Annotated in this window: 15 protein-coding genes; 9 read left to right on the plus strand and 6 right to left on the minus strand. The window is 66.9% G+C overall.

Annotated features, from left to right (window positions below; genetic code table 11):
• Positions 1-54: 54 nt before the first annotated feature.
• From metH to AAC691_RS09925, 6 genes are all read left to right on the plus strand, one after another.
• Positions 55-3,561 (plus strand): methionine synthase, encoded by a 3,507-nt coding sequence (gene metH / locus AAC691_RS09900; protein WP_342630185.1) that lies wholly within the window; start codon positions 55-57, stop codon positions 3,559-3,561.
• Between the two features lie 42 nt (positions 3,562-3,603).
• Complete coding sequence (locus AAC691_RS09905; RefSeq protein ID WP_342629920.1) at positions 3,604-4,131, plus strand: hypothetical protein; 528 nt, start codon at positions 3,604-3,606, stop codon at positions 4,129-4,131.
• Positions 4,132-4,433: 302 nt separating this feature from the next.
• The gene (locus tag AAC691_RS09910) at positions 4,434-5,486 is read left to right on the plus strand and encodes an acyltransferase (protein WP_342629921.1); all 1,053 of its coding nucleotides are present in this window, start codon (positions 4,434-4,436) and stop codon (positions 5,484-5,486) included.
• 194 nt (positions 5,487-5,680) lie between these two features.
• The gene (locus AAC691_RS09915) at positions 5,681-6,193 is read left to right on the plus strand and encodes a CvpA family protein (RefSeq protein WP_342629922.1); all 513 of its coding nucleotides are present in this window, start codon (positions 5,681-5,683) and stop codon (positions 6,191-6,193) included.
• A 141-nt stretch (positions 6,194-6,334) separates the two neighbouring features.
• Entirely contained in the window at positions 6,335-7,903 is a 1,569-nt protein-coding gene (gene purF / locus AAC691_RS09920) for an amidophosphoribosyltransferase (protein ID WP_342629923.1), read from the plus strand.
• Entirely contained in the window at positions 7,900-8,640 is a 741-nt protein-coding gene (locus tag AAC691_RS09925) for an SDR family NAD(P)-dependent oxidoreductase (protein WP_342629924.1), read from the plus strand. Before purF ends, AAC691_RS09925 begins: the two co-directional genes overlap by 4 nt.
• A 41-nt stretch (positions 8,641-8,681) precedes the next feature.
• Here the strand turns inward: AAC691_RS09925 and AAC691_RS09930 are convergent, their stop codons facing one another.
• Positions 8,682-9,449, minus strand: a complete 768-nt coding sequence (locus tag AAC691_RS09930; protein ID WP_342629925.1) for an OmpH family outer membrane protein — start codon at positions 9,447-9,449, stop codon at positions 8,682-8,684.
• A 185-nt stretch (positions 9,450-9,634) separates the two neighbouring features.
• Here AAC691_RS09930 and AAC691_RS09935 point away from each other — a divergent pair, with 185 nt between their 5' ends.
• The gene (locus tag AAC691_RS09935; RefSeq protein WP_342629926.1) at positions 9,635-10,072 is read left to right on the plus strand and encodes a hypothetical protein; all 438 of its coding nucleotides are present in this window, start codon (positions 9,635-9,637) and stop codon (positions 10,070-10,072) included.
• Positions 10,073-10,195: 123 nt separating this feature from the next.
• Here AAC691_RS09935 and AAC691_RS09940 read toward each other — a convergent pair whose 3' ends face one another.
• The 3 genes from AAC691_RS09940 to xseA all read right to left on the minus strand — a co-directional run bounded on the left by AAC691_RS09940 (position 10,196) and on the right by xseA (position 12,735).
• Positions 10,196-10,669 (minus strand): DNA-binding protein, encoded by a 474-nt coding sequence (locus AAC691_RS09940; protein WP_323992316.1) that lies wholly within the window; start codon positions 10,667-10,669, stop codon positions 10,196-10,198.
• An 89-nt stretch (positions 10,670-10,758) separates the two neighbouring features.
• A complete protein-coding gene (locus AAC691_RS09945; RefSeq protein WP_408904619.1) occupies positions 10,759-11,085 on the minus strand; it encodes a hypothetical protein in 327 nt (108 codons plus the stop codon).
• Between the two features lie 156 nt (positions 11,086-11,241).
• Positions 11,242-12,735, minus strand: a complete 1,494-nt coding sequence (gene xseA, locus AAC691_RS09950) for an exodeoxyribonuclease VII large subunit (protein ID WP_408906076.1) — start codon at positions 12,733-12,735, stop codon at positions 11,242-11,244.
• Positions 12,736-12,799: 64 nt separating this feature from the next.
• On the opposite strand from xseA, the gene purD reads away from it, so the two are divergent.
• Positions 12,800-14,080, plus strand: coding sequence for a phosphoribosylamine--glycine ligase (gene purD, locus AAC691_RS09955; RefSeq protein WP_342629929.1), 1,281 nt, complete (start codon positions 12,800-12,802; stop codon positions 14,078-14,080).
• Between the two features lie 219 nt (positions 14,081-14,299).
• Here the strand turns inward: purD and AAC691_RS09960 are convergent, their stop codons facing one another.
• A complete protein-coding gene (locus tag AAC691_RS09960) occupies positions 14,300-15,307 on the minus strand; it encodes a GlxA family transcriptional regulator (protein ID WP_342629930.1) in 1,008 nt (335 codons plus the stop codon).
• Between the two features lie 33 nt (positions 15,308-15,340).
• On the opposite strand from AAC691_RS09960, the gene AAC691_RS09965 reads away from it, so the two are divergent.
• On the plus strand, positions 15,341-16,039 hold the full coding sequence (locus AAC691_RS09965; protein WP_342629931.1) for a DJ-1/PfpI family protein: 699 nt from the start codon (positions 15,341-15,343) through the stop codon (positions 16,037-16,039).
• 334 nt (positions 16,040-16,373) lie between these two features.
• Here AAC691_RS09965 and AAC691_RS09970 read toward each other — a convergent pair whose 3' ends face one another.
• Positions 16,374-18,536 carry a TonB-dependent receptor domain-containing protein gene (locus tag AAC691_RS09970; RefSeq protein ID WP_342629932.1) on the minus strand — a complete coding sequence of 721 codons (2,163 nt, stop codon included), beginning with the start codon at positions 18,534-18,536 and terminating at the stop codon, positions 16,374-16,376.
• Positions 18,537-19,234 lie beyond the last annotated feature (698 nt).

Here is a 19,234-nt window from a genome sequence, read left to right on the forward strand (position 1 = left end):
TGCATGAATAACAGCCCCCCACCCGCCCAATACAAGCCGGACGCCAGAACCGCCATGACCAGCCGCCCCCATCTTCTCGACGCGCTTCGCGACCAGGTCTTGCTGTGTGACGGCGGCATGGGGTCGCGCGTGCAGGTGCTGGACCTGGATGTCGAGCGCGACTATTGGGGCCAGGAGAACTGCACCGAGATCCTGAACCTGTCGCGCCCCGAACTGGTGCGCGAGATCCATCGCGGCTATTTCGAGGCCGGGGCGGACATGGTCGAGACCAATTCGTTCGGTGGCTCGCCCATCACGCTGGGCGAGTTCGGCCTGTCGGACCGGGCGCGCGAGATCAACCGCATTGCCGCCCATCTGGCGCGCGAGGCGGCCGAGAGCTTCGCCGACGGGCGCCATCGCTATGTCGTGGGCTCGGTGGGGCCGGGGACCAAGCTGCCGTCGCTGGGCAATATCGATTACGACACGCTGGAAGCCGGGCTGACCGAGCAGTGCCGCGGCCTGATCGAGGGCGGGGTCGACGCGCTGCTGATCGAGACCTGCCAGGACACGCTGCAGATCAAGGCCGCGGTGAACGGCGCGAAGATCGCCCGGGCCGAGCTGGGGACCGACACGCCGGTCTTCGTGCAGGTCACGGTGGAGACCACCGGCACCCTGCTGGTCGGCCCCGACATCGCCGCCGCCGCCACCGCGATCCATGCGCTGGACGTGCCGCTGATGGGGCTGAACTGCGCCACCGGCCCGCAGGAGATGGCCGAGCATGTGCGCTGGCTGGCCGGCAACTGGCCGGGCCTGGTCTCGATCCAGCCCAATGCCGGCCTGCCCGAACTGGTGGACGGGCAGACCCATTATCCGCTGTCGCCGGCCGACATGGCCGTCTGGGTCGAGCGCTTCATCGCCGAGGACGGGCTGAACCTGGTGGGCGGCTGCTGCGGCACCTCGACCCCGCATATCGCGGCGCTGGACGCGATGCTGCGCCGCCGCGCCGAGGGCACGGGCCGCCGCCGCCCGGCCCCCGTCGCGCGCCGCCCGGTGTGGGTTCCGTCGGTCGCCAGCCTCTACACCCAGGTGCCGCTGCGCCAGGAAAACAGCTATTTCTCGATCGGCGAGCGCTGCAACGCCAACGGTTCGAAGAAATGGCGCAGCCTGCAGGAAGAGGCGGACTGGGACGGCTGCGTCGCCGTGGGCCGCGAGCAGGTGGCCGAAGGATCGAACGCGCTGGATGTCTGCACCGCCTTCGTCGGCCGCGACGAGATGGCCGAGATGAATGCGGTGGTCACCCGCTTCACCGGTTCGGTCAACGCGCCGCTGGTGATCGATTCCACCGAGACCCCGGTGATCGAGGCGGCGCTGAAGCTGTATGGCGGCAAGGCGATCATCAATTCGATCAATTTCGAGGATGGCGAGCAGCACGCCCATGACCGCATGGTGCTGGCGCGCAAGTTCGGCGCCGCCGTGGTGGCGCTGACGATCGACGAAGTCGGCATGGCCAAGACCGCCGAGGACAAGCTGCGCATCGCCACCCGCCTGGTCGCATTCGCCTGCGACCGCCATGGGCTGCCGCAATCCGACCTGATGATCGACCCGCTGACCTTTACCATCGGCACGGGGGTCGAGGACGACCGCAAGCTGGGGTTGTGGACGCTGGAGGGCATCCGCCTGATCCGCGAGCGTTTCCCGGACATCCAGATCGTGCTGGGGCTGTCGAACATCTCGTTCGGCCTGAACCCGGCGGCGCGGGCGGTGCTGAACTCGGTCTTCCTGGACCACGCGGTGCGTGCCGGGATGACGGCGGCGATCGTCCATGTGTCCAAGATCCGTCCGCTGCACCTGATCCCCGAGGAAGAGGTGCGGGTGGCCGAGGACCTGATCTTCGACCGCCGCAGCGAGGGCTATGACCCGCTGCAGCGCCTGCTGGAACTGTTCGCCGACCGCAAGGCCAGCGATGCCGCGCGGAAGACCCGCGCCGAGACGGTCGAGGGGCGGCTGAAGGACCGCATCGTCGACGGCGACCGCAAGGGGCTGGAAGCCGACCTGGACGAGGCGATGCGGAGCATTCCGCCGCTGGACATCATCAACACCATCCTGCTGGACGGGATGAAGGTCGTGGGCGAGCTGTTCGGCGCCGGCAAGATGCAACTGCCCTTCGTGCTGCAATCGGCCGAGACCATGAAGGCCGCCGTCGCGCATCTGGAACCGCACATGGAGCGCGTCGACGGCCAGGCCCGCGGCACCATCGTGCTGGCGACCGTCAAGGGCGACGTGCATGACATCGGCAAGAACCTGGTCGATATCATCCTGACCAACAACGGCTATCGCGTCGTCAATCTGGGCATCAAGGTGCCGGTGGCCGAGATGATCGCCGCCGCCCGCGACCATCGGGCGGATGCGGTGGGCATGTCCGGCCTGCTGGTGAAATCCACCGTCATCATGCGCGAGAACCTGGAAGAGATGGCTCGCCAGGGGATGGACGTGCCGGTCCTGCTGGGCGGCGCGGCCCTGACCCGCAATTACGTCGAGGAAGACTGCGCCGCCGCGTACGGCGCCGACGGCCGCGTGGCCTATGCCCGCGACGCGTTCGACGGGCTGTCGCTGATGGACCAGGTGACGCAGGGCGAATTCGACAATTACCTGGCCGCGGTGCGCGCCCGCCGCGCCGGCAAGGCCACCCGGTCGCGCCCGCGCGACATGGAACAGGCGGAGACGCGCGGATTCGCCCCGGTCGATCCGGCCGCCGCGCGCGCGCGTCGCCGGCGCCTGACCCAGGACGAGCCGGCTGTCGTGCCGCCCTTCTGGGGGGCCAGGGTCATCGAAGCCACGCCGGATGCGGTGCTGCCCTTTCTGAATGAGCGCTCGCTGTACCAGTTCCAGTGGGGCTTCAGGAAACAGGGCCGCTCGCTGGACGATTTCATGGTCTGGGCCCGGCAGGAACTGCGCCCCGTGCTGCGCCGCATGCTGGCGCTGGCGGCCGAGCAGGATATCCTGCGGCCGCAAGCCTGCTATGGCTACTGGAAGGCCGCCGGCGAGGGCAATGACCTGATCCTGTTCGAAGAGGACGGCGCCACCGAGGCCGCGCGCTTCACCCTGCCGCGCCAGCCGCGCGAGGACGGCGCGTGCATCGCCGATTTCGTCCGCGACGTCGATGACGCGCGGCGCGACGTGATCGGGCTGCAGGTCGTGACCGTCGGCCAGACCGCGTCGGACATGGCGCGCGAATGGTTCGAGGCCAACCGCTATAAGGATTACCTGTACCTGCACGGGCTGTCGGTCGAAATGGCCGAGGCGATGGCCGAATATACCCACAAGCGCATCCGCGCCGAGCTGGGCTTCGCCGCCGAGGACGACCGCGACATGGCGAAATTGCTGCAGCAGGGCTATCGCGGCTCGCGCTATTCGTTCGGCTATCCGGCCTGCCCGCGCCTGGAGGACCAGGAGCCGATCCTGACGCTGCTGGATGCCGGGCGAATCGGCGTGTCGCTGACCGACGGCTATCAACTGCATCCGGAACAATCGACCTCGGCGCTGGTGGTGCTGAACCGGCAGGCAAAATATTTCTCGATCTGAAACGAAATCGCCGGAAATGCCGGGCGGACCGGGAACGGGAGATTGACCGGCGGTGGCCGCCGCCGCCATCATGCCGCCATGCCCCGCCTGCCGCCTGCCCCGCCCGATCCGCATGACGCGTCCCACCGGAACGCGGCCGCCTTGGATGCCCGGGCGGCGCTGGATGGGCTGTGGCGCAGGCTGGCCGGGTCGGATCCGGCGTCCCTCGACGGGCCGTCCGCCGCGGCATCCGGCGACGCGGGGGGCGTTTCGCTCCCTGACCCGCTGGCCGAACTGCGCCTGCGCCGCCTGCTGCGCAGTTTCGGCCTGCATGCCGAGCATTGCGTGGCGGCGCTGGTGGCCGACGACCGTGCCGCGCTGATCCGCGAAAGCGCCGACACGCTGAAACGGCTGATGGAAATCTGGGTCGCCTGCGACATCCCTGCCGCCTCGGTCTGGACCGAACTGGACCGCCGCACCCAGGTCGGCGAATTGCTGGCCAGCCTGAACCGCACGCCCGGCGGCCGGACCGGGCGGGCCGGCCGGGCCATCCCCCACCCCTGGCGCATCCGCACGACCAAGCTGCCCTAGTGTCCTGATTCCGAAATTCGCAAGCGAATTTTGGAATCGAAAGGACACTAGAATCAATATTTTAGTGTCCTGATGTCGTCGCGGCCCGTTATGCAGCCGCCTTGACGTATTCCGCGTTCGAATTGACGAAAAACAAGAACGTTTCGCGGGGTGGAAATCACAATCACGACAAGTCTCATTATGTGTCGGAATGTTAAAAATTTAGTAATACCATATTGTTTTTAATACAGACATGGCCATTCCGGTACCGGGTTCGGACGATGTCAATTCATAAAAAACAATATTACAGATTTATCGAGCCAATGCGATTTATATGCTCAATATTTATAATGACGCATCATTGCTTTATTTATCTGACGAATTATAATTTTCTTAATCATACACATGTATTGGTCGACTTTTTCTTTCTGTTGAGCGGGTTTGTCGCAGGCAATGCGGATGAACAGAAAATAGTTTCGGGAACGACGACATTCGGGGGCTATGCCCGGCATCGGCTTCTGCGCCTGGCGCCGCTGATGATACTCGGCGTGGCCGTCGGCTCTGTCGTTCTGATCATGAGACATCCTCATGCGGGGGCCGCATTTACTGCCCAGGTCGTGCTGTTCGGGGTTCTGAACCTTCTTCTTCTGCCGAAATTCTGGTCGGCGTCGGGTTTTCCGGACTATGCCGTCGTCTCGGATCCGCCCCTCTATACCGTGTTGTATCAGACCGCGGTCACCTTGTTCTGGGCCCGGTTCCTGGCAGGGGCTTCGACCCGGTGGCTCGTCTGCCTGGCCATCGTCCTGGGGATCGCGCTGGGGGGCGTCGCGCATCGCGTTGGCGGCTTCAATATCGGCTGGGGGAGTTCAGGCGCCGGCTGGGGGTATCTGAGAACGGGCTATGATTTCGTCGCCGGGCTGGTGGTCTTCAGGTTCAGCCGCGCGATTCTTGGGCGCATGCCCTGGCATCCCGCCTTTGCGGTGCTGGCTGTCGGGACGATCCTGCTGATCGTCTTTCCGCCCTTCTCCTCGCTTCCCTGGCGGCTGGCCACTTTCTACGTCCTGCCGCCGGCCGCGCTGATCCTGGGCCTCTCGGCGGGGGATCGCCGGCTGGTACCGGGCGATGTGTGGCTGGGCCGGCTGTCCTATGCCAATTACGTCGTCCACACGCCCATCCTGTTCTTTGTCGCGCTGCTCATCGGGAGTACGTCGAATCTTGTCGTGATCGCCCTGGTGGCATGCCTCTGCGTGGCCGTCGCGGCCCTGGCGATGACCTGTTACGACCAGCCGGTCTCCGGCTGGCTGCGAAAGCGGGCAAGCCTGTCGCTTGTCGCGCGTCCGGTATCGGGCGAGGTGAAAGAGACCGGGGCCGCCTGACGCCCCTGCATGGTCCGACACGTTACCCCTTGCCCTCCGGTACGGCCGACATGCCGGCCGGGCTCTTTTCCCCGTCCTCGTGCGCTGGCATAAGCGGCCACATCCGCGCCACATGTCGGGCCGATCCTTTCCGGCCCCCAGCCCGAGGAGCGTTCCTGCCTGATGCCGCACGGCAAACCGACGAGCGATCGCCGATGAACTGGCCACCGACGGGCCCGGAATGGGTCGATCTGTCGGCCGGGCTGGTGGTGATCGTCTCGGCCCTGTTCGGCTATGGCCGGGGGTTGGTGCGCGAGTTGCTGGGCCTGGGCACCTGGGCCGGGGCGCTGCTGCTGGCCGCGCGCTGGACGGCGCCGGTCGAACGGGTGCTGGCCCCGCATCTCGGCAATCCGCTGCTGGCCAATACGCTTGGCTTCGCGCTGCCGTTCATCGGCTTGCTGATCGTCTTCACCCTGGTCGCGCAGGCCTGCGGCCGGATCGTCCGCGACTCCCTGCTGGGCGGGCTGAACAGCATGCTGGGGCTGCTGTTCGGCGGGCTGCGCGGCTATGGGCTGCTGGTCGTGGCCTATCTGCTGGCCAGCCTGGTGAGCGCGCCGTCCGACTGGCCCGCGCCGGTGCACATGGCGCGCGTCACCCCCCTGGTCGAGCAGGGGGCCTTCTTTCTGCGGCGCTGCCTGCCCATCTTCCTGCAGCCGAAGCTTGCGTAAGATGCTTGCGTCGGACGGGCGGACGCGTCATGACGCCCCGGACCGGACCCGTTTGGGATCTCGCCCGCGCCCATATGCCGACCACGCGCCCCGCCCCCGATGCCACCCCCGGGCGCCCGTCGAGGAAAGAGAGTGCCGACCATGCCGACCCGTTACCCGCCCCAGGAAGACGCCGCGCACGACGCCACGCACGACGCCACGCACGACGCCGGCGATGCCGCATACGAATCCTGGCATGATGACGACAAGCCGCATGAGGAATGCGGCGTCTTCGGCGTCTGGAACGTCAACGACGCCTCGGCCCTGACCGCGCTGGGCCTGCATGCCCTGCAGCATCGCGGGCAGGAGGCGACGGGCATCGTGTCCTATGACGGCGCGCGCTTCCATACGCACAAGGGGCTGGGCCTGGTCGGCGACGTGTTCGGCGACGCGCGGGTGATGACCACGCTGCCCGGCCATCGCGCGGTGGGGCACAACCGCTATGCCACCACCGGCGCCACCTTGATCCGCAACGTGCAGCCGCTGTTCGCCGATTTCGAGTTCGGCGGCCTGGCCGTCGCCCATAACGGGAACCTGACCAATGCCGAGGCGCTGCGCCGGGCGCTGGTGCGTCGGGGCTGCATCTTCCAGTCCACCACCGACAGCGAGGTCTTCATCCATCTGATCGCGATCTCGCTTTATTCCAACGTGGTGGACCGGCTGATCGACGCGCTGAAGCAGGTGCTGGGCGCCTATTCGCTGGTGGCGCTGTCGCGCGACGCGCTGATCGGCGTGCGCGATCCGCTGGGTGTCCGCCCGCTGATCCTGGGCCGCATCGCCGGCGACAACGGTGCCGCGCCGTCATGGGTGCTGGCCAGCGAGACCTGCGCGCTGGACATCGTGGGCGCCGAATTCGTCCGCGACGTCGAACCGGGCGAGATCGTCATCATCGACAATGACGGCGTGCGCTCGGTCAAGCCGTTCGGCGCGCAGGAGCCGCGCTTCTGCGTGTTCGAATATATCTATTTCGCCCGCCCGGACTCGGTGCTGGACGGCAAGCCGGTCTATGAGGCCCGCAAGCGCATCGGCATGGAACTGGCCCGCGAGAGCGCGGTCGAGGCCGACGTCATCGTCCCGGTGCCGGATTCCGGCGTGCCCTCGGCCATGGGCTATGCGGCGGCCAGCGGCATTCCCTTCGAGCTTGGCATCATCCGCAACCATTATGTCGGCCGCACCTTCATCGAGCCGACCGACCAGATCCGCCATCTGGGCGTCAAGCTGAAACACTCGACCAACCGGCCGGTGCTGGACGGCAAGCGCGTGGTGCTGGTCGACGATTCGATCGTGCGCGGCACGACCTCGCGCAAGATCGTCGACATGGTCCGCGCCGCCGGCGCGCGCGAGGTGCATATGCGCATCTCCTCGCCGCCCACCACGCATTCCTGCTTCTACGGCATCGATACGCCCGAGCGCAGCAAGCTGCTGGCCGCGCAGCACGACCTGAAGGAAATGGCCGAACTGATCGGCGTCGACAGCCTGGCCTTCATCTCGTTCGACGGGCTGTATCGCGCGCTGGGCCATGCCGACCGCAAGGCCGCCGAAGGCCGTTACTGCGACGCGTGCTTTACCGGCGATTATCCGATCCGGCTGGTGGACCAGGAGGAGGCCGAAGCGGGGGCTGGGACTGGGACTGGGGCCACGACTGGGGCCACGCTGCCCGGCGCCGCGTGACGGCACGCCTGCCGCCCTGCCTGCCCGAGGGCAGCGTGGCGCTGGTCACCGGGGCCAGCCGCGGCATCGGCCGCGCCACGGCCCTGGCCCTGGCCGAGGACGGCGCGCACTGCATCCTGACCGCCCGCAGCCAGGGCGGGCTTGAGGAAACCGACGACCTGATCGCCCGCCGCACCGGGCGGAGCGCCACCTTGCTGCCGATGGACCTGCGCGAGGGGGCGGCGATCGACGCGCTGGGTCCGTCGATCGCCGCCCGCTTCGGCCGGCTGGACATCCTGGTGCATTGCGCCGCGACGCTGGGGGTGCTGACCCCCATCACCCACATGCGCGCCGAGGATTGGGAGGCGGCCCTGGCGATCAACGCCACCGCCGCCTGGCGGCTGATCCGCACGGCGGCGCCGCTGCTGGACCGCGCCCCGGCCGGACGGGCGGTCTTCCTGACCGACGGCCATGCCGTCCGCCCTGCCAGCTTCTGGGGCATGATGGCGGCGTCGAAGGCGGCGATGGAGGCCGCGGTCCTGAGCTGGGCCGACGAAATCGCGCCGGGCAGCGCGCTGCGCGTCAATCTCTACGATCCGGGTCCGGTTGCCACCCGGCTGCGGGTCCAGGCCATGCCGGCCGCCGACCTTGCCCCGCTGCCCCGCCCGGACGCGGTCGCTCCGGCGATCGCCGCGCTGTGCCGGCCCGGCGAAACCCGGCATGGCCAGCGCATCGTCGGCCAGCACATCGCCGGGTAGCGCCGCGGGATACCCCCCGCCGGGACGTCGGGGCGGGAATGTTATCCCTGCTGGCCCGGGTCGCTCATCTGGACCGGCGCGGTCGGGAACTTGCCCGATTTGGCCACCACTTCCGGGTCCTCGTTCGCCGCCGGCAGGTAGACATGCGGCAGGATCGTGTTCAACTGCGCGATCACCTGGTCGGTGATGTCCACCTGCGGCCCGTGCAGCACCGCCCCGCCCGACTGCATCACCAGGGTCAGGCCGCGCGATTTGGACACCGAGGCGACGACCTGCCCGACCTCGCGCTGTACCTGGTTCATCGCGATCTGGATGTCTTCCTGCAGGATCCGGTTGCGGTTGCCGAATTTCCGCTGGTCGGCCGCCACGCGCTGCTGCAGCGCGCGCTGCTGGGCCTCGGCCTTGTCGCGCGGCGCGGACATCATGCGCTGGCGCAGGGTCTGGACCTCGGTCTCCTCGGCGCGGACGTCGTGGATCAGCGCGTCGCGCCGGCCGGCCATCTCCTGCTCGACCTGCTGCACGGCGACCGATTGGCGCATGATCTCGGCCGGGTCGAACAGGCCGATCACCGGCGCCGGCGGCCGCGGGCCGGCGGGCAGCGGACCGAAGACCGGCACGGCCGGCGCCGGCAGGACGGGCGCCGCCCCGGCCGGGGCCTCGCCGTCCGAAGCGGCGGGGGCGGCAGCGGCGGCCGGGCGGGCCGGCGCGGCATGGGCGGCCCCGGCGCACAGCACGGCGCACAGGCCGAACAGGGTCGGCCGGAAGGTCGGAACGACGCCACGGGCAGCGGCACGGATAAGATCGGTCATACTCGCGGTCCGGGTCCTATGCGCGGGCCGGGCCCAGGCGCGGTGCGGAAAAAACATGCCTCGTTGCCTAGCCGATCAGGCGAGGCATGACCAGCCCCCGCCCGGAGGGAAAACCGTCCACGACCGGTGAACGCCGCAGCTTCCCATGCGATACTGGGTCAGCCACAACAGGCAAGGGTTTTCCCATGACTGACCATGTCCCACCCAATCGGCGCGCCGGCCTGGCGATCGCATGCGTGGTGCTGGCGATGTCCGCCCTGGTGATGTCCACGCGGGTGATGCCCGCCTTGGCCGCGCCGCCGCGCGGTGCGCAGATGGCCATCCCGCATTCGGCCTATCCGGACGGGACGGGGGATTCGCTGATCGACCGGCTGAACGCCGCGCAACTGGCGCCGAATTATCGCGGCCCGGTCTATTATCCCGGTCAGCCGGCCCCGCCGGCGCAGCCCCTGAATCCGCAGGACCTGCCCCCCAACGTGCCGCAGGTCGTCCCGCCGCCGTCACCGGGCATGGGGGCGCCGCAACCATCGATGCAACCACTGATGCGGGCGCCGATGGGGGCACCGATGAGGGCGCCGATGGGGCCGTCGGCCCCGCCCTGCGCGGCGGGTAAGCTGTGCTGAGTGGATCGCCTGTCATGGCGTCCGTCATAATTTCGCTATAATTCGGATCGAGACAGGTCTGTGTGGCGTCGGTGCGTGATGCAAAATGTTCCCGGCGCCACACTTTCTTTTCTTCCGCCCGCGTTACAGCCGCCACAGCAGCGGGGTATGCGACAGGAAGATCACCCCCAGACCGGCGACGAACAGCGTCTTGAGCGCCAGCGGGCCGCCTGCCTCGACCAGTGCGTCCAGGGTCGCGATCCGCATGAACGGATCGACCGGCGGCACGGGCCGGCCGCGCGCGTCGAGCGGCATGGGGCCGGCGGCGCGCACCTGCCATTCCTGGCGCTGGCGGGCCTGCTCGGCGGACGAGATCCGGGCCCGGGCATAGAGCGCATCGACATAGCGATCCAGATCGTCGATCGGGTACAGCGGCGTTCGCCCCAGCCGCCGTGTCGGGCGCGGCCCGGCCTTCAGCATGCCCAGGGCGCGCAGGCGGCGCGCCGGAATCCCCAGATGGGATGCGGCGTCGCGCAGCGGCAGCAGCCGCCGCATCGGAAAGAGGTGGACGGTCGCCGTGCCGTCGTCGGCGTCATCCAGAGGGGTGCGGCCGGTCATGCCCCAACGATGTTGCGGCGAGGCGCGCAAAGTCAATCACAACCTGCCGGGCCGTGCGATGCGCCGTGCATAAGCCTTATGCTTATGCTTTAGCGGCAGATGTGCCGGTTGCCGTCCGCCCCGATATAGGTGCCGGTCAGCGGCTCGAAACAGGCGCTCATCACGCAGCTATTGCCGGAGGCCAGCGGTGCGGGATTGATCCGTGCCGCCACCGCCATGTCCTCGCGCGCCGCGGCGCCGCATAAGGGCGTATCGGCCGGCGCCGACGGGTCATTGACCAGTTGCGCCGCGTTCGCCGGGGGCGGTTCCTCGCCGGTGACGCCGGGCGCGAATTGCAGCGGTGGCCGGCGCGTCGCTGTCGGCGCGGAGCGGGCCACGGGCTGAGGCTGCGCCGCGCAGCCGGCCAGCGCCAGCATCGCGGCTCCGCCCAACAGCCGCGCCCAGAAGCGCCAGGGGAAGCGCAGGGGGGAGCGCACGGAAAGGGGCCGGGGCGCTGCGTTCATGACTGCATCCTTTGTGTCCTCTTGTGTCCTCTGCCGATCTGGCGTCGCGCGATCAGATATCCAATGTTCCTAGATATCCAATGTCCCCTGGCCGTCCCTGGCCGGCCGTTCGGCCCGGACCGGCACCTCGGCATCCGCGAAGGTCAGGACCAGGCGGCCGCCCGGCCGTACCTCGCCCGCGCGCGTCACGGGCGTGCCGGCCGGGTCGCGCACCAGCACATAGCCGCGTTGCAGCACCGCCATCGGCGACAGCGATTCGAGCCGTCCCTCCAGGCCCGTCAGGTGGGCCCGCCGCTCGCGCAGCATGGCGGCCAGCGGCGCCGGCGACAGTCGGGCCCGGTCGGCCCGCGACCGTCCGTCGCGCAGCGCGTGGCGCAGGCCCGATTCCAGCCGGCTGGCCAGCAGGTCCAGCCGCGCCCGCGCCGGGCCGGTCAGCAGCGCCGGCGCGGGCAGCGCCCGCCCGGCCGCCAGCAGCGCCGCCCGTCGCCGCTCGACCAGGGCCGGCAGCGCCAGGCCCAGCCGGTGTCCGCGATCGTCCAGCCGCATCCGCGCGGTGCCCAGCAGCGACGGCAGGTCCGGCAGCCGGCCCGCCGTGCGGTCCAGGCGCAGGCGCAGCATCTGCGTCAGTCGCGCCAGCCCGCTGGTCAGCCGCGCGCCCCGGTGCGCCAGGTCGGCGACCAGTTCCGCCCGGGCCGGCGCCGCCAGTTCGGCCGCCGCCGTGGGCGTCGGCGCCCGCCGGTCGGACACGAAATCGATCAGGGTGGTATCGGTCTCGTGCCCCACGGCGGAGATCAGCGGAATCCGGCACGCGGCCGCCGCGCGCAGCACGTCTTCGTCGTTGAAGGCCATCAGGTCCTCGAGCGACCCGCCGCCCCGCGCGACGATCAGCACGTCGGGCCGCGGGATGCGTCCCTGTCCGTCGATCGCGTCGAACCCGGCGATCGCCGCGGCGATCCGGGCCGCCGCGCCCTCGCCCTGCACCGGCACGGGCCAGACCAGCAGCGGCAGCGGGAAGCGCCGGGCGATGGTGGTGCGGATGTCGTGCAGCACCGCCCCCTGCGCCGAGGTCACGACCCCGATCACCGACGGCAGGAACGGCAGGGGCCGCTTGCGCCCGGCGTCGAACAGCCCCTCGGCCGCCAGTTTCTGGCGCAGCCCCTCGATGCGCGCCAGCAGCGCACCCTCGCCCGCGTAATCCAGCCGGTCGATGATCAGTTGATAGGACGAGCGTTCGCCGTAGGACGAGATCTTGCCGGTGGCCACGACCTCGACGCCGTTCTCGGGCTTCAGCCCCAGGCGCGCGACCGAGCCGCGCCAGACCACGGCGGCGATCTTGCCGCCCTCGTCCTTCAGCGAGAAATAGAGATGGCCTGACGGGTAGCGCTTGAATTCGGTGATCTCGCCGCGCACCCGCACCCGGCCGAACGTGCCCTCGAGCGTGCGGCGGATCGCCCCCGAGATTTCGGAGACCGTGTATTCCGGCACGTTGCCCGGTCCTGCATGACCAGGTCCCGCGTTACCGGGTGTGGGGCCCTGCCCTGGGTCGCGAAGCGTTTCGTCCATCGGGCCAAGGTATGATAGAGACGGCCCGGCCGAAAGGGCGTGGATCGAAACTGGGAGCGAATGAATGCGGGTTCTGCTGGTCGGATCGGGCGGACGGGAACATGCCATGGCGGCGGCGATCGCGCGCTCGCCCAGGCTGGACGCCCTGTTCATCGCCCCCGGCAACCCGGGCACCGCCGCCCTGGGCACCAACGTGGCGATCGCCGCCGACGACGTGCCGGCCCTGGTCGCCCTGGCCCGGGCCGAGCGGATCGACCTGGTCGTACCAGGCCCCGAGGCGCCGCTGGTCGCGGGCCTGGCCGATGCCTGCGCCGCCGCCGGCATCCCCTGCGCCGGGCCCAGCCTGGCCGCCGCGGCGTTGGAGGGCAGCAAGAGCTTCACCAAGGAAATCTGTGACGCCGCGCGCATTCCGACCGCGAAATGGGAACGGTTCGACGCCATCGCGCCGGCGCTGGAGTTCGTCCGCCGCCGGGGCGCGCCGATCGTGATCAAGGCCGACGGCCTGGCGGCCGGCAAGGGCGTGGTGGTGGCGCAGAGTGTGGCCGAGGCCGAGGACGCCATCCGCGCGATGATGGAGGACGAGACCCTGGGCGCGGCCGGCCGGTCGGTGGTGATCGAGGAATGCCTGACCGGCGACGAGGTGTCGCTGTTCGCCTTCTGCGCCGGGGAAACCGCCGTGCTGATCGGCGCGGCGCAGGACCACAAGCGCATCGGCGAGGGCGATACCGGCCCCAATACCGGCGGCATGGGCGCGGTCTCGCCGCCCGCCGGATTCGACCGCGCGACGCAGGACGCGGCGCTGGACCTGCTGGTCCGCCCCATGCTGGCGGAGATGGTCCGCCGTGGCACGCCCTTTCGCGGCGTGATCTTCGCCGGGCTGATGCTGACCGAGGACGGGCCGAAACTGATCGAATACAATGTGCGCTTCGGCGACCCCGAGGCCCAGGCGCTGCTGATCCGGCTGCAATCCGATCTGCTGCCGGCCCTGGCGTCGGTCGCCGACGGCACGCTGGATGCCGCCGACATCCGCTTCTCGGACGAGCATTCCGTCAGCATCGTGCTGGCCGCGCGCGGCTATCCCGGCCGGCCGGCCGCCGGCGGGGTGATCGAGGATATCGAAGCCGCCGCGGCGCTGCCCGGCGTCGCCGTCTTCCATGCCGGCACCCGGCGGGACGATGCGGGCCGGCTGGTCGCGGCCGGCGGCCGTGTCCTGACCGTGTGCGCCACGGGGGCGACGTTGCAGGAGGCCCGCGCGCGTGCCTATGGCGGCGTGGCGCGGATCCGCTGGCCGGATGCGGTCTGGCGCCGCGACATCGGCGTGCGCGCCCTGCGCGCGGGCGGCTGACGCCGGCCCGGCTGCGCCGCGATGGCCGGGATTGGGGAACAGGCGTGATTCGATCCGGCCGGCCGGTCCGCGCGGGCGATCGGTTCGGGCCGGGCGTGCATGGAAGGCGCAATCGCCGGGTCATGTCCCGTCGCCGGCACCGGCCCAGCGCTGGCGCGACGAAAACGTCCCGGCCCGCGCCGCAGCAAGCTGGCCGCTCTCGCGAACAGGGTGATTTTATCACCCCCCGAAGTGGTCGCGGTAATCGCCCGGTGTTGTCGACAGACAACGAAGAAAACCACGCCGAAGGGTTTCCTCTGAACCGAATCCGCACCGTTCGGCGATACGTTTGATGGGGGCGGTTTCGGCCAGCAGGCGACAGGCAGCCTCCACGCGCAATTCCTCGACAGCCCGCAATGGTGTCCGGCCCGTGGCCCGGACATAGTGTCGGCTGAAACTGCGTTCGCTCATGCCTGCCTGTTCAGCCAGGCGTGATAATGTCAGGTCGCTGGCGAGATTCGTCGCCATCCAGCTATGCAGAGTATCGAACCTGCCTCCGCCCATCTGCAGGGCGAGCAGTGTGCTGAACTGGGCCTGGCCACCAGGGCGTTTGAGAAACACGACCAGATCTCGTGCCACCGCCAGCGCGACATCGCGTCCAAGGTCGGATTCCACCTGAGCCAGGGCTAGATCGATCCCGGCCGTAACGCCGGCCGACGTCCATGTCGTGCCGTCCCGAATGAAAATCGGATCGGGCTCGACGCTTATGGCGGGAAAGCGCTGGGCCAGTTCGGCGCAGCGCGACCAATGCGTGACGGCACGCCTGTTGTCGAGCAATCCTGCCTCCGCCAATAGAAAGGCGCCCGTGCAGATCGAGGCCACGCGCCGGGCCGCTTGTGCGCGATTGCGCAGCCAGTTCACCAGAATGGGGTTGGCGGCGGCCTCATTCACACCGATCCCGCCTGCGACCAGGAGCGTGTCGACGGGCAGGGTCATGGGCGGCAACGGTTGCGCCACCAACCCCAGTCCGGAGGAACTGGTCACGACCGATTGCGCCGCGATCATGACCGGGGCGTAAAAAGCGGCCGCACGGCCGGAATGTCTGACGGCGATATTCGCGGATCCAAAGACCTGAAGCGGACCGGTGACGTCGAGCAGTTGCACGTTCGGAAAGGCCAGGATCTCGACACGGCGAGGGAAGTTTGGCGGAAAATGAGGATCATCTGGCATGGCCGCCAGATCCTGCACCGGTAGAGTGATTTCATTCAACCATAGAAAGACATGATCACCATGGCGCTGCGTATTGGATTGATGCTGTTTCCACGGGTACAGCAACTGGATCTGACCGGACCCTATGAAGTTTTTGCCATGCTTCCGGATTGCCAAGTCGATCTGGTGGCGCGAACCATGCAGCCGGTGGCGACCGCAACCGGGCTGACCCTGATGCCGACGACAACATTTGAGACGTGTGGTGCCTATGACGTCCTGTGCGTGCCGGGCGGGGTGGGAATTACACCGCTGCTGAAAGATGGGGATGCCTTGGATTTCGTGCGACGACAGGCTGGGACGGCACGCTATGTCACGTCCGTCTGCACCGGTGCGCTATTGCTGGGTGCTGCGGGATTACTGCGCGGGCGGCGCGCCACGACGCATTGGAATGCGCTGGATCTGCTGCCGCTCTATGGAGCCGAGGCCGTTCGTGAACGGGTCGTGCAGGACGGGAACCTGATTACGGGAGGCGGGGTAACGGCGGGGATCGATTTCGCGCTGACGCTGGCGGGAGAAATTTTCGGACATGAGGCCGCGCAGGCCGTTCAGTTGCAGTTGGAATATGCCCCGGCTCCCCCATACAATGCCGGGACGCCGGACGGTGCGCCCCTGACGGTGGTGGCGAAGGTTCGTGCGCGACTGGAGGGGGTACGGGCGGAACGAGAAGATATCGTGCGACGGAAGCGTCGGCTGACAGATATCATTGAATAGATATTGTTCATTACGTCTTTGCATATGAGGTGTTTACCGCTTTCGCCACCATCAAGAACGCCAGAAGGTCCGCAACGGCCAGACAAGCCACCCCGATTGTCGACGCAGCAAGTTGCGTCACCGGAAAGCAGGAGGTCGAGAGCGAACCCGACAATTGGATGACCAGATATGCGCTCTCACCCGTTGGGCGGGATGAATGCCCAAGAGGCCGGGCGGCCGGACCAAAAGAATGGTCTCGCAACAGAAACGGCCACACTCGACCTCCGGAACGAACACCGACCGGTCCCGACATCTGAAAGCCGGACGGCGTTCGAACTGGGCCATGGGCAAAGGGTCAGAACGCCAGGGACAGCGTCCCGGTTACGTTGAAGCGCGGATAGAGGTAATAGGTCGGCGAACCGCTGGCGGCAATCATGCTGCCACGAACGCCGCGGGTAGCGATGGCATTATTGTCCAGCCCGTTGACGCCAGTGCGAACGAACCCGCCGCCCAGATTGTTGAAGTTCAGCCGGAACGTCGGCGCCTTGACGAACCCGAAGGACGGGAAATGATAACCGATCGCCAGCGAGTCCGTGACGAAACCCGGCATCTTCTCGTCATTCATGAAGGTCGCGTACTGAGAGGACGTGTAATGAACGCCGACATTCCCGAAGAATTTTCCATCGTCATAGGTCAGCCCGAAATTCGCCAGTACGTGCGGCGCCTGGACCGCCGTCTTGCCCCTGGTGGGCAGGTAGTCGGCAATCGTCTGGCCGTTCGCGAGCACCCCTGTCGCCGGCAAATTGGAATCCATGGTCGCGTCGAGATATTCGACCGACGCATAGGGGCTCCAGTGATGGAACGGATGCCCCGCAATCATCGCATCGAAGCCGCGCGCCGTCTGGTTGCCAGCGTTGATCGTGGAACCGATGGACTGGTTGTTCACATAGACGTTTGTCGAAACCAGGCGTTCGGTGATCGCATAGTTGAAGAATTCCAGGTCGGTCATGAAATAACGGTTGTCGTAGCGCCAGCCCAGCTCTTCCTTGATGGAATATTGCGGCTTCGCGTTATAGGGATTCCCGATATATTTGCCGGTTTGCGCATCGAAGACCTGTGACAGCGATCCTGGATCCGGCATGCGATAATCGCCTTCGGCGTTCACATAGATCTGGTTATGCGTGTCGATCTGATAACCGATGGAAAGCTGCGGCAGCGGCACGACGAAATTGCTCTGGACCATCGGCGCCGTGGACGCGAAATTCTGGCTCCAGCGGTTGATCATCGAGACCTTGAAGCCCGCAGTCACCACAAGCTTCTTGTTGAAGAATTTGGACGTATCCTGAAGGAACAGGGAATGATTCTTCCATCCGGAATCACCCTGGTAAGGCATATACCGGGAGCCGTCCTGAAAGAGCCCGGTGGACGCCGCATACGGGAACGGCTGCTGCCCGGTCGCGGACAGGACCGAATAGCGATTGACGACCTGGTTGTCCTGATAGTCGAACCAGTATCCGAGTTCGATGTGATGCTGCTTGCCGATATCGTAGTTGAGCTTGGCGACGGCCCCCGCATGCGGACGGAAGACGCTGTAATAGGACGCAGCCGGCACATGGCCGCTCAAGGCATTCCCATCCGCCCCCAGCGTCACGGGCGTGACGTCGGCGTTAAACAACGTGCCGTTGTAGGTGTAGCCGCCGTTATAGACGTAATAGGGCTTGAAATCGAACGAGAAATTATATGGCAGATGCAGGTGGACCGGCGTCGTGATGAAGACCTGGTCCCACATATTTCCATCAAGGCCGCCGTACGTCGAAGGATTCGACGGATCGTAGGTCGCCTGGTAGTTGTAGGTTCCAAGCCCGTGCTTCTTGTTGAAGAACTGGCTGGCCGTCGGGTAGAGAGGCGCCGCGGTGAACTGATGATTCCAGGAGACGAAAACGTTGACGGAGGACCCGTCATCGAAATCCTTCACCGCGCCGAAATCGAGATGACGCCGCGCGTTCGTCCAGGGACCGGTCCAGTTCCGGGCATGCTCATGCGAGAACGAGAAATAGCCACGAATACCGCTATTGCCGATGTCACCGCTTTCGACGCGCATGAATTCACGCGACAGATTGTTCGTGCCGTACGAAAAATCCATCAGGCCACCGAACTTATGTCCGGGCGTATAGGTCTGCGCATCCATGACGCCGACCGCGGCAGACGTTACGGGCAGTTCGATCGCGGCCGACCCCGGGGTCACCGTAACATGATCCAGATCTTCGGAATCGACATTCTGGTTCAGATAATAAGCGGTTGCGACGGGAACACCGTTGAGCAGGATGCCCATGTCGGAATCGGTCAGGCTGCGGCTGTTGATCTGTCCACCCAGAATACCCGAGGAATCGACGGTCGAGACACTGATGCTCGGCAGATTCTTGACAAGGTCCAGTGCCGTATTCGTCGGACTCTGCATTTCGATATACTGCTTGGTCACGGTCTGCACCGAATGCGGCGCGGTTTCGTGACGCATCATGCCGCCGCCGCCGGAATGGAAGGCGGAAACACTGATTTCTTCTCCGGGCTTGGGCGCCGGCGCCGAGGGTGCGTTCTTATGCGCACTTATCGCAGCAAATCGCCGCGCCTGAGGCGCGTCCGCCTGCGACGCCACAGGCAACATAACGGCACAACCTCCCAGCATTGTTGCCGCGAGCAAGCACACACGAAATCTCTGATCCACCACTCTATCCCCCGTATTTCAAGATTTCAGAGCGCAGCCCAGTGATGCGCCCCGCATGCAAGAAGCTGCCCCGACCACCCCCCGGTCGATCGGTAGCAGTGCCCCTGGGGGGTTATCGCATCCGACGCGATTGCGACTTTTCCCAGTGCTTGCACCATTGGATCACCAGCGCGACAAAGAATCACACGGTGCGGCATCGAAATATGCTGACGTGGAGATGAATTTAGAAGCAGAAAAAACTCAGCGAACCGTTGCGTTAAATGCTACGCCTCTGCGTTTCCGCCGCGCCCGGATTCGCCTAAGACGTCGCGACAGAGTGTTGCAACGATCTGTCGCAAAGGACGCCCGGAAGGGATTATCCCCCGAGCGATGATCGACGCGGGATGAATCGAATGGATCAAGTCGAACAGCATTCCACTACCAACGCCTGGTTGAACCGGACCTTTCGTTTGCCGGCACGCCGCACGGCGGCAATTTTCCCGAATCCATCCCCA

Origin of the sequence: Nguyenibacter vanlangensis (assembly GCF_038719015.1) — a bacterium.
Taxonomy (GTDB): domain Bacteria; phylum Pseudomonadota; class Alphaproteobacteria; order Acetobacterales; family Acetobacteraceae; genus Gluconacetobacter; species Gluconacetobacter vanlangensis.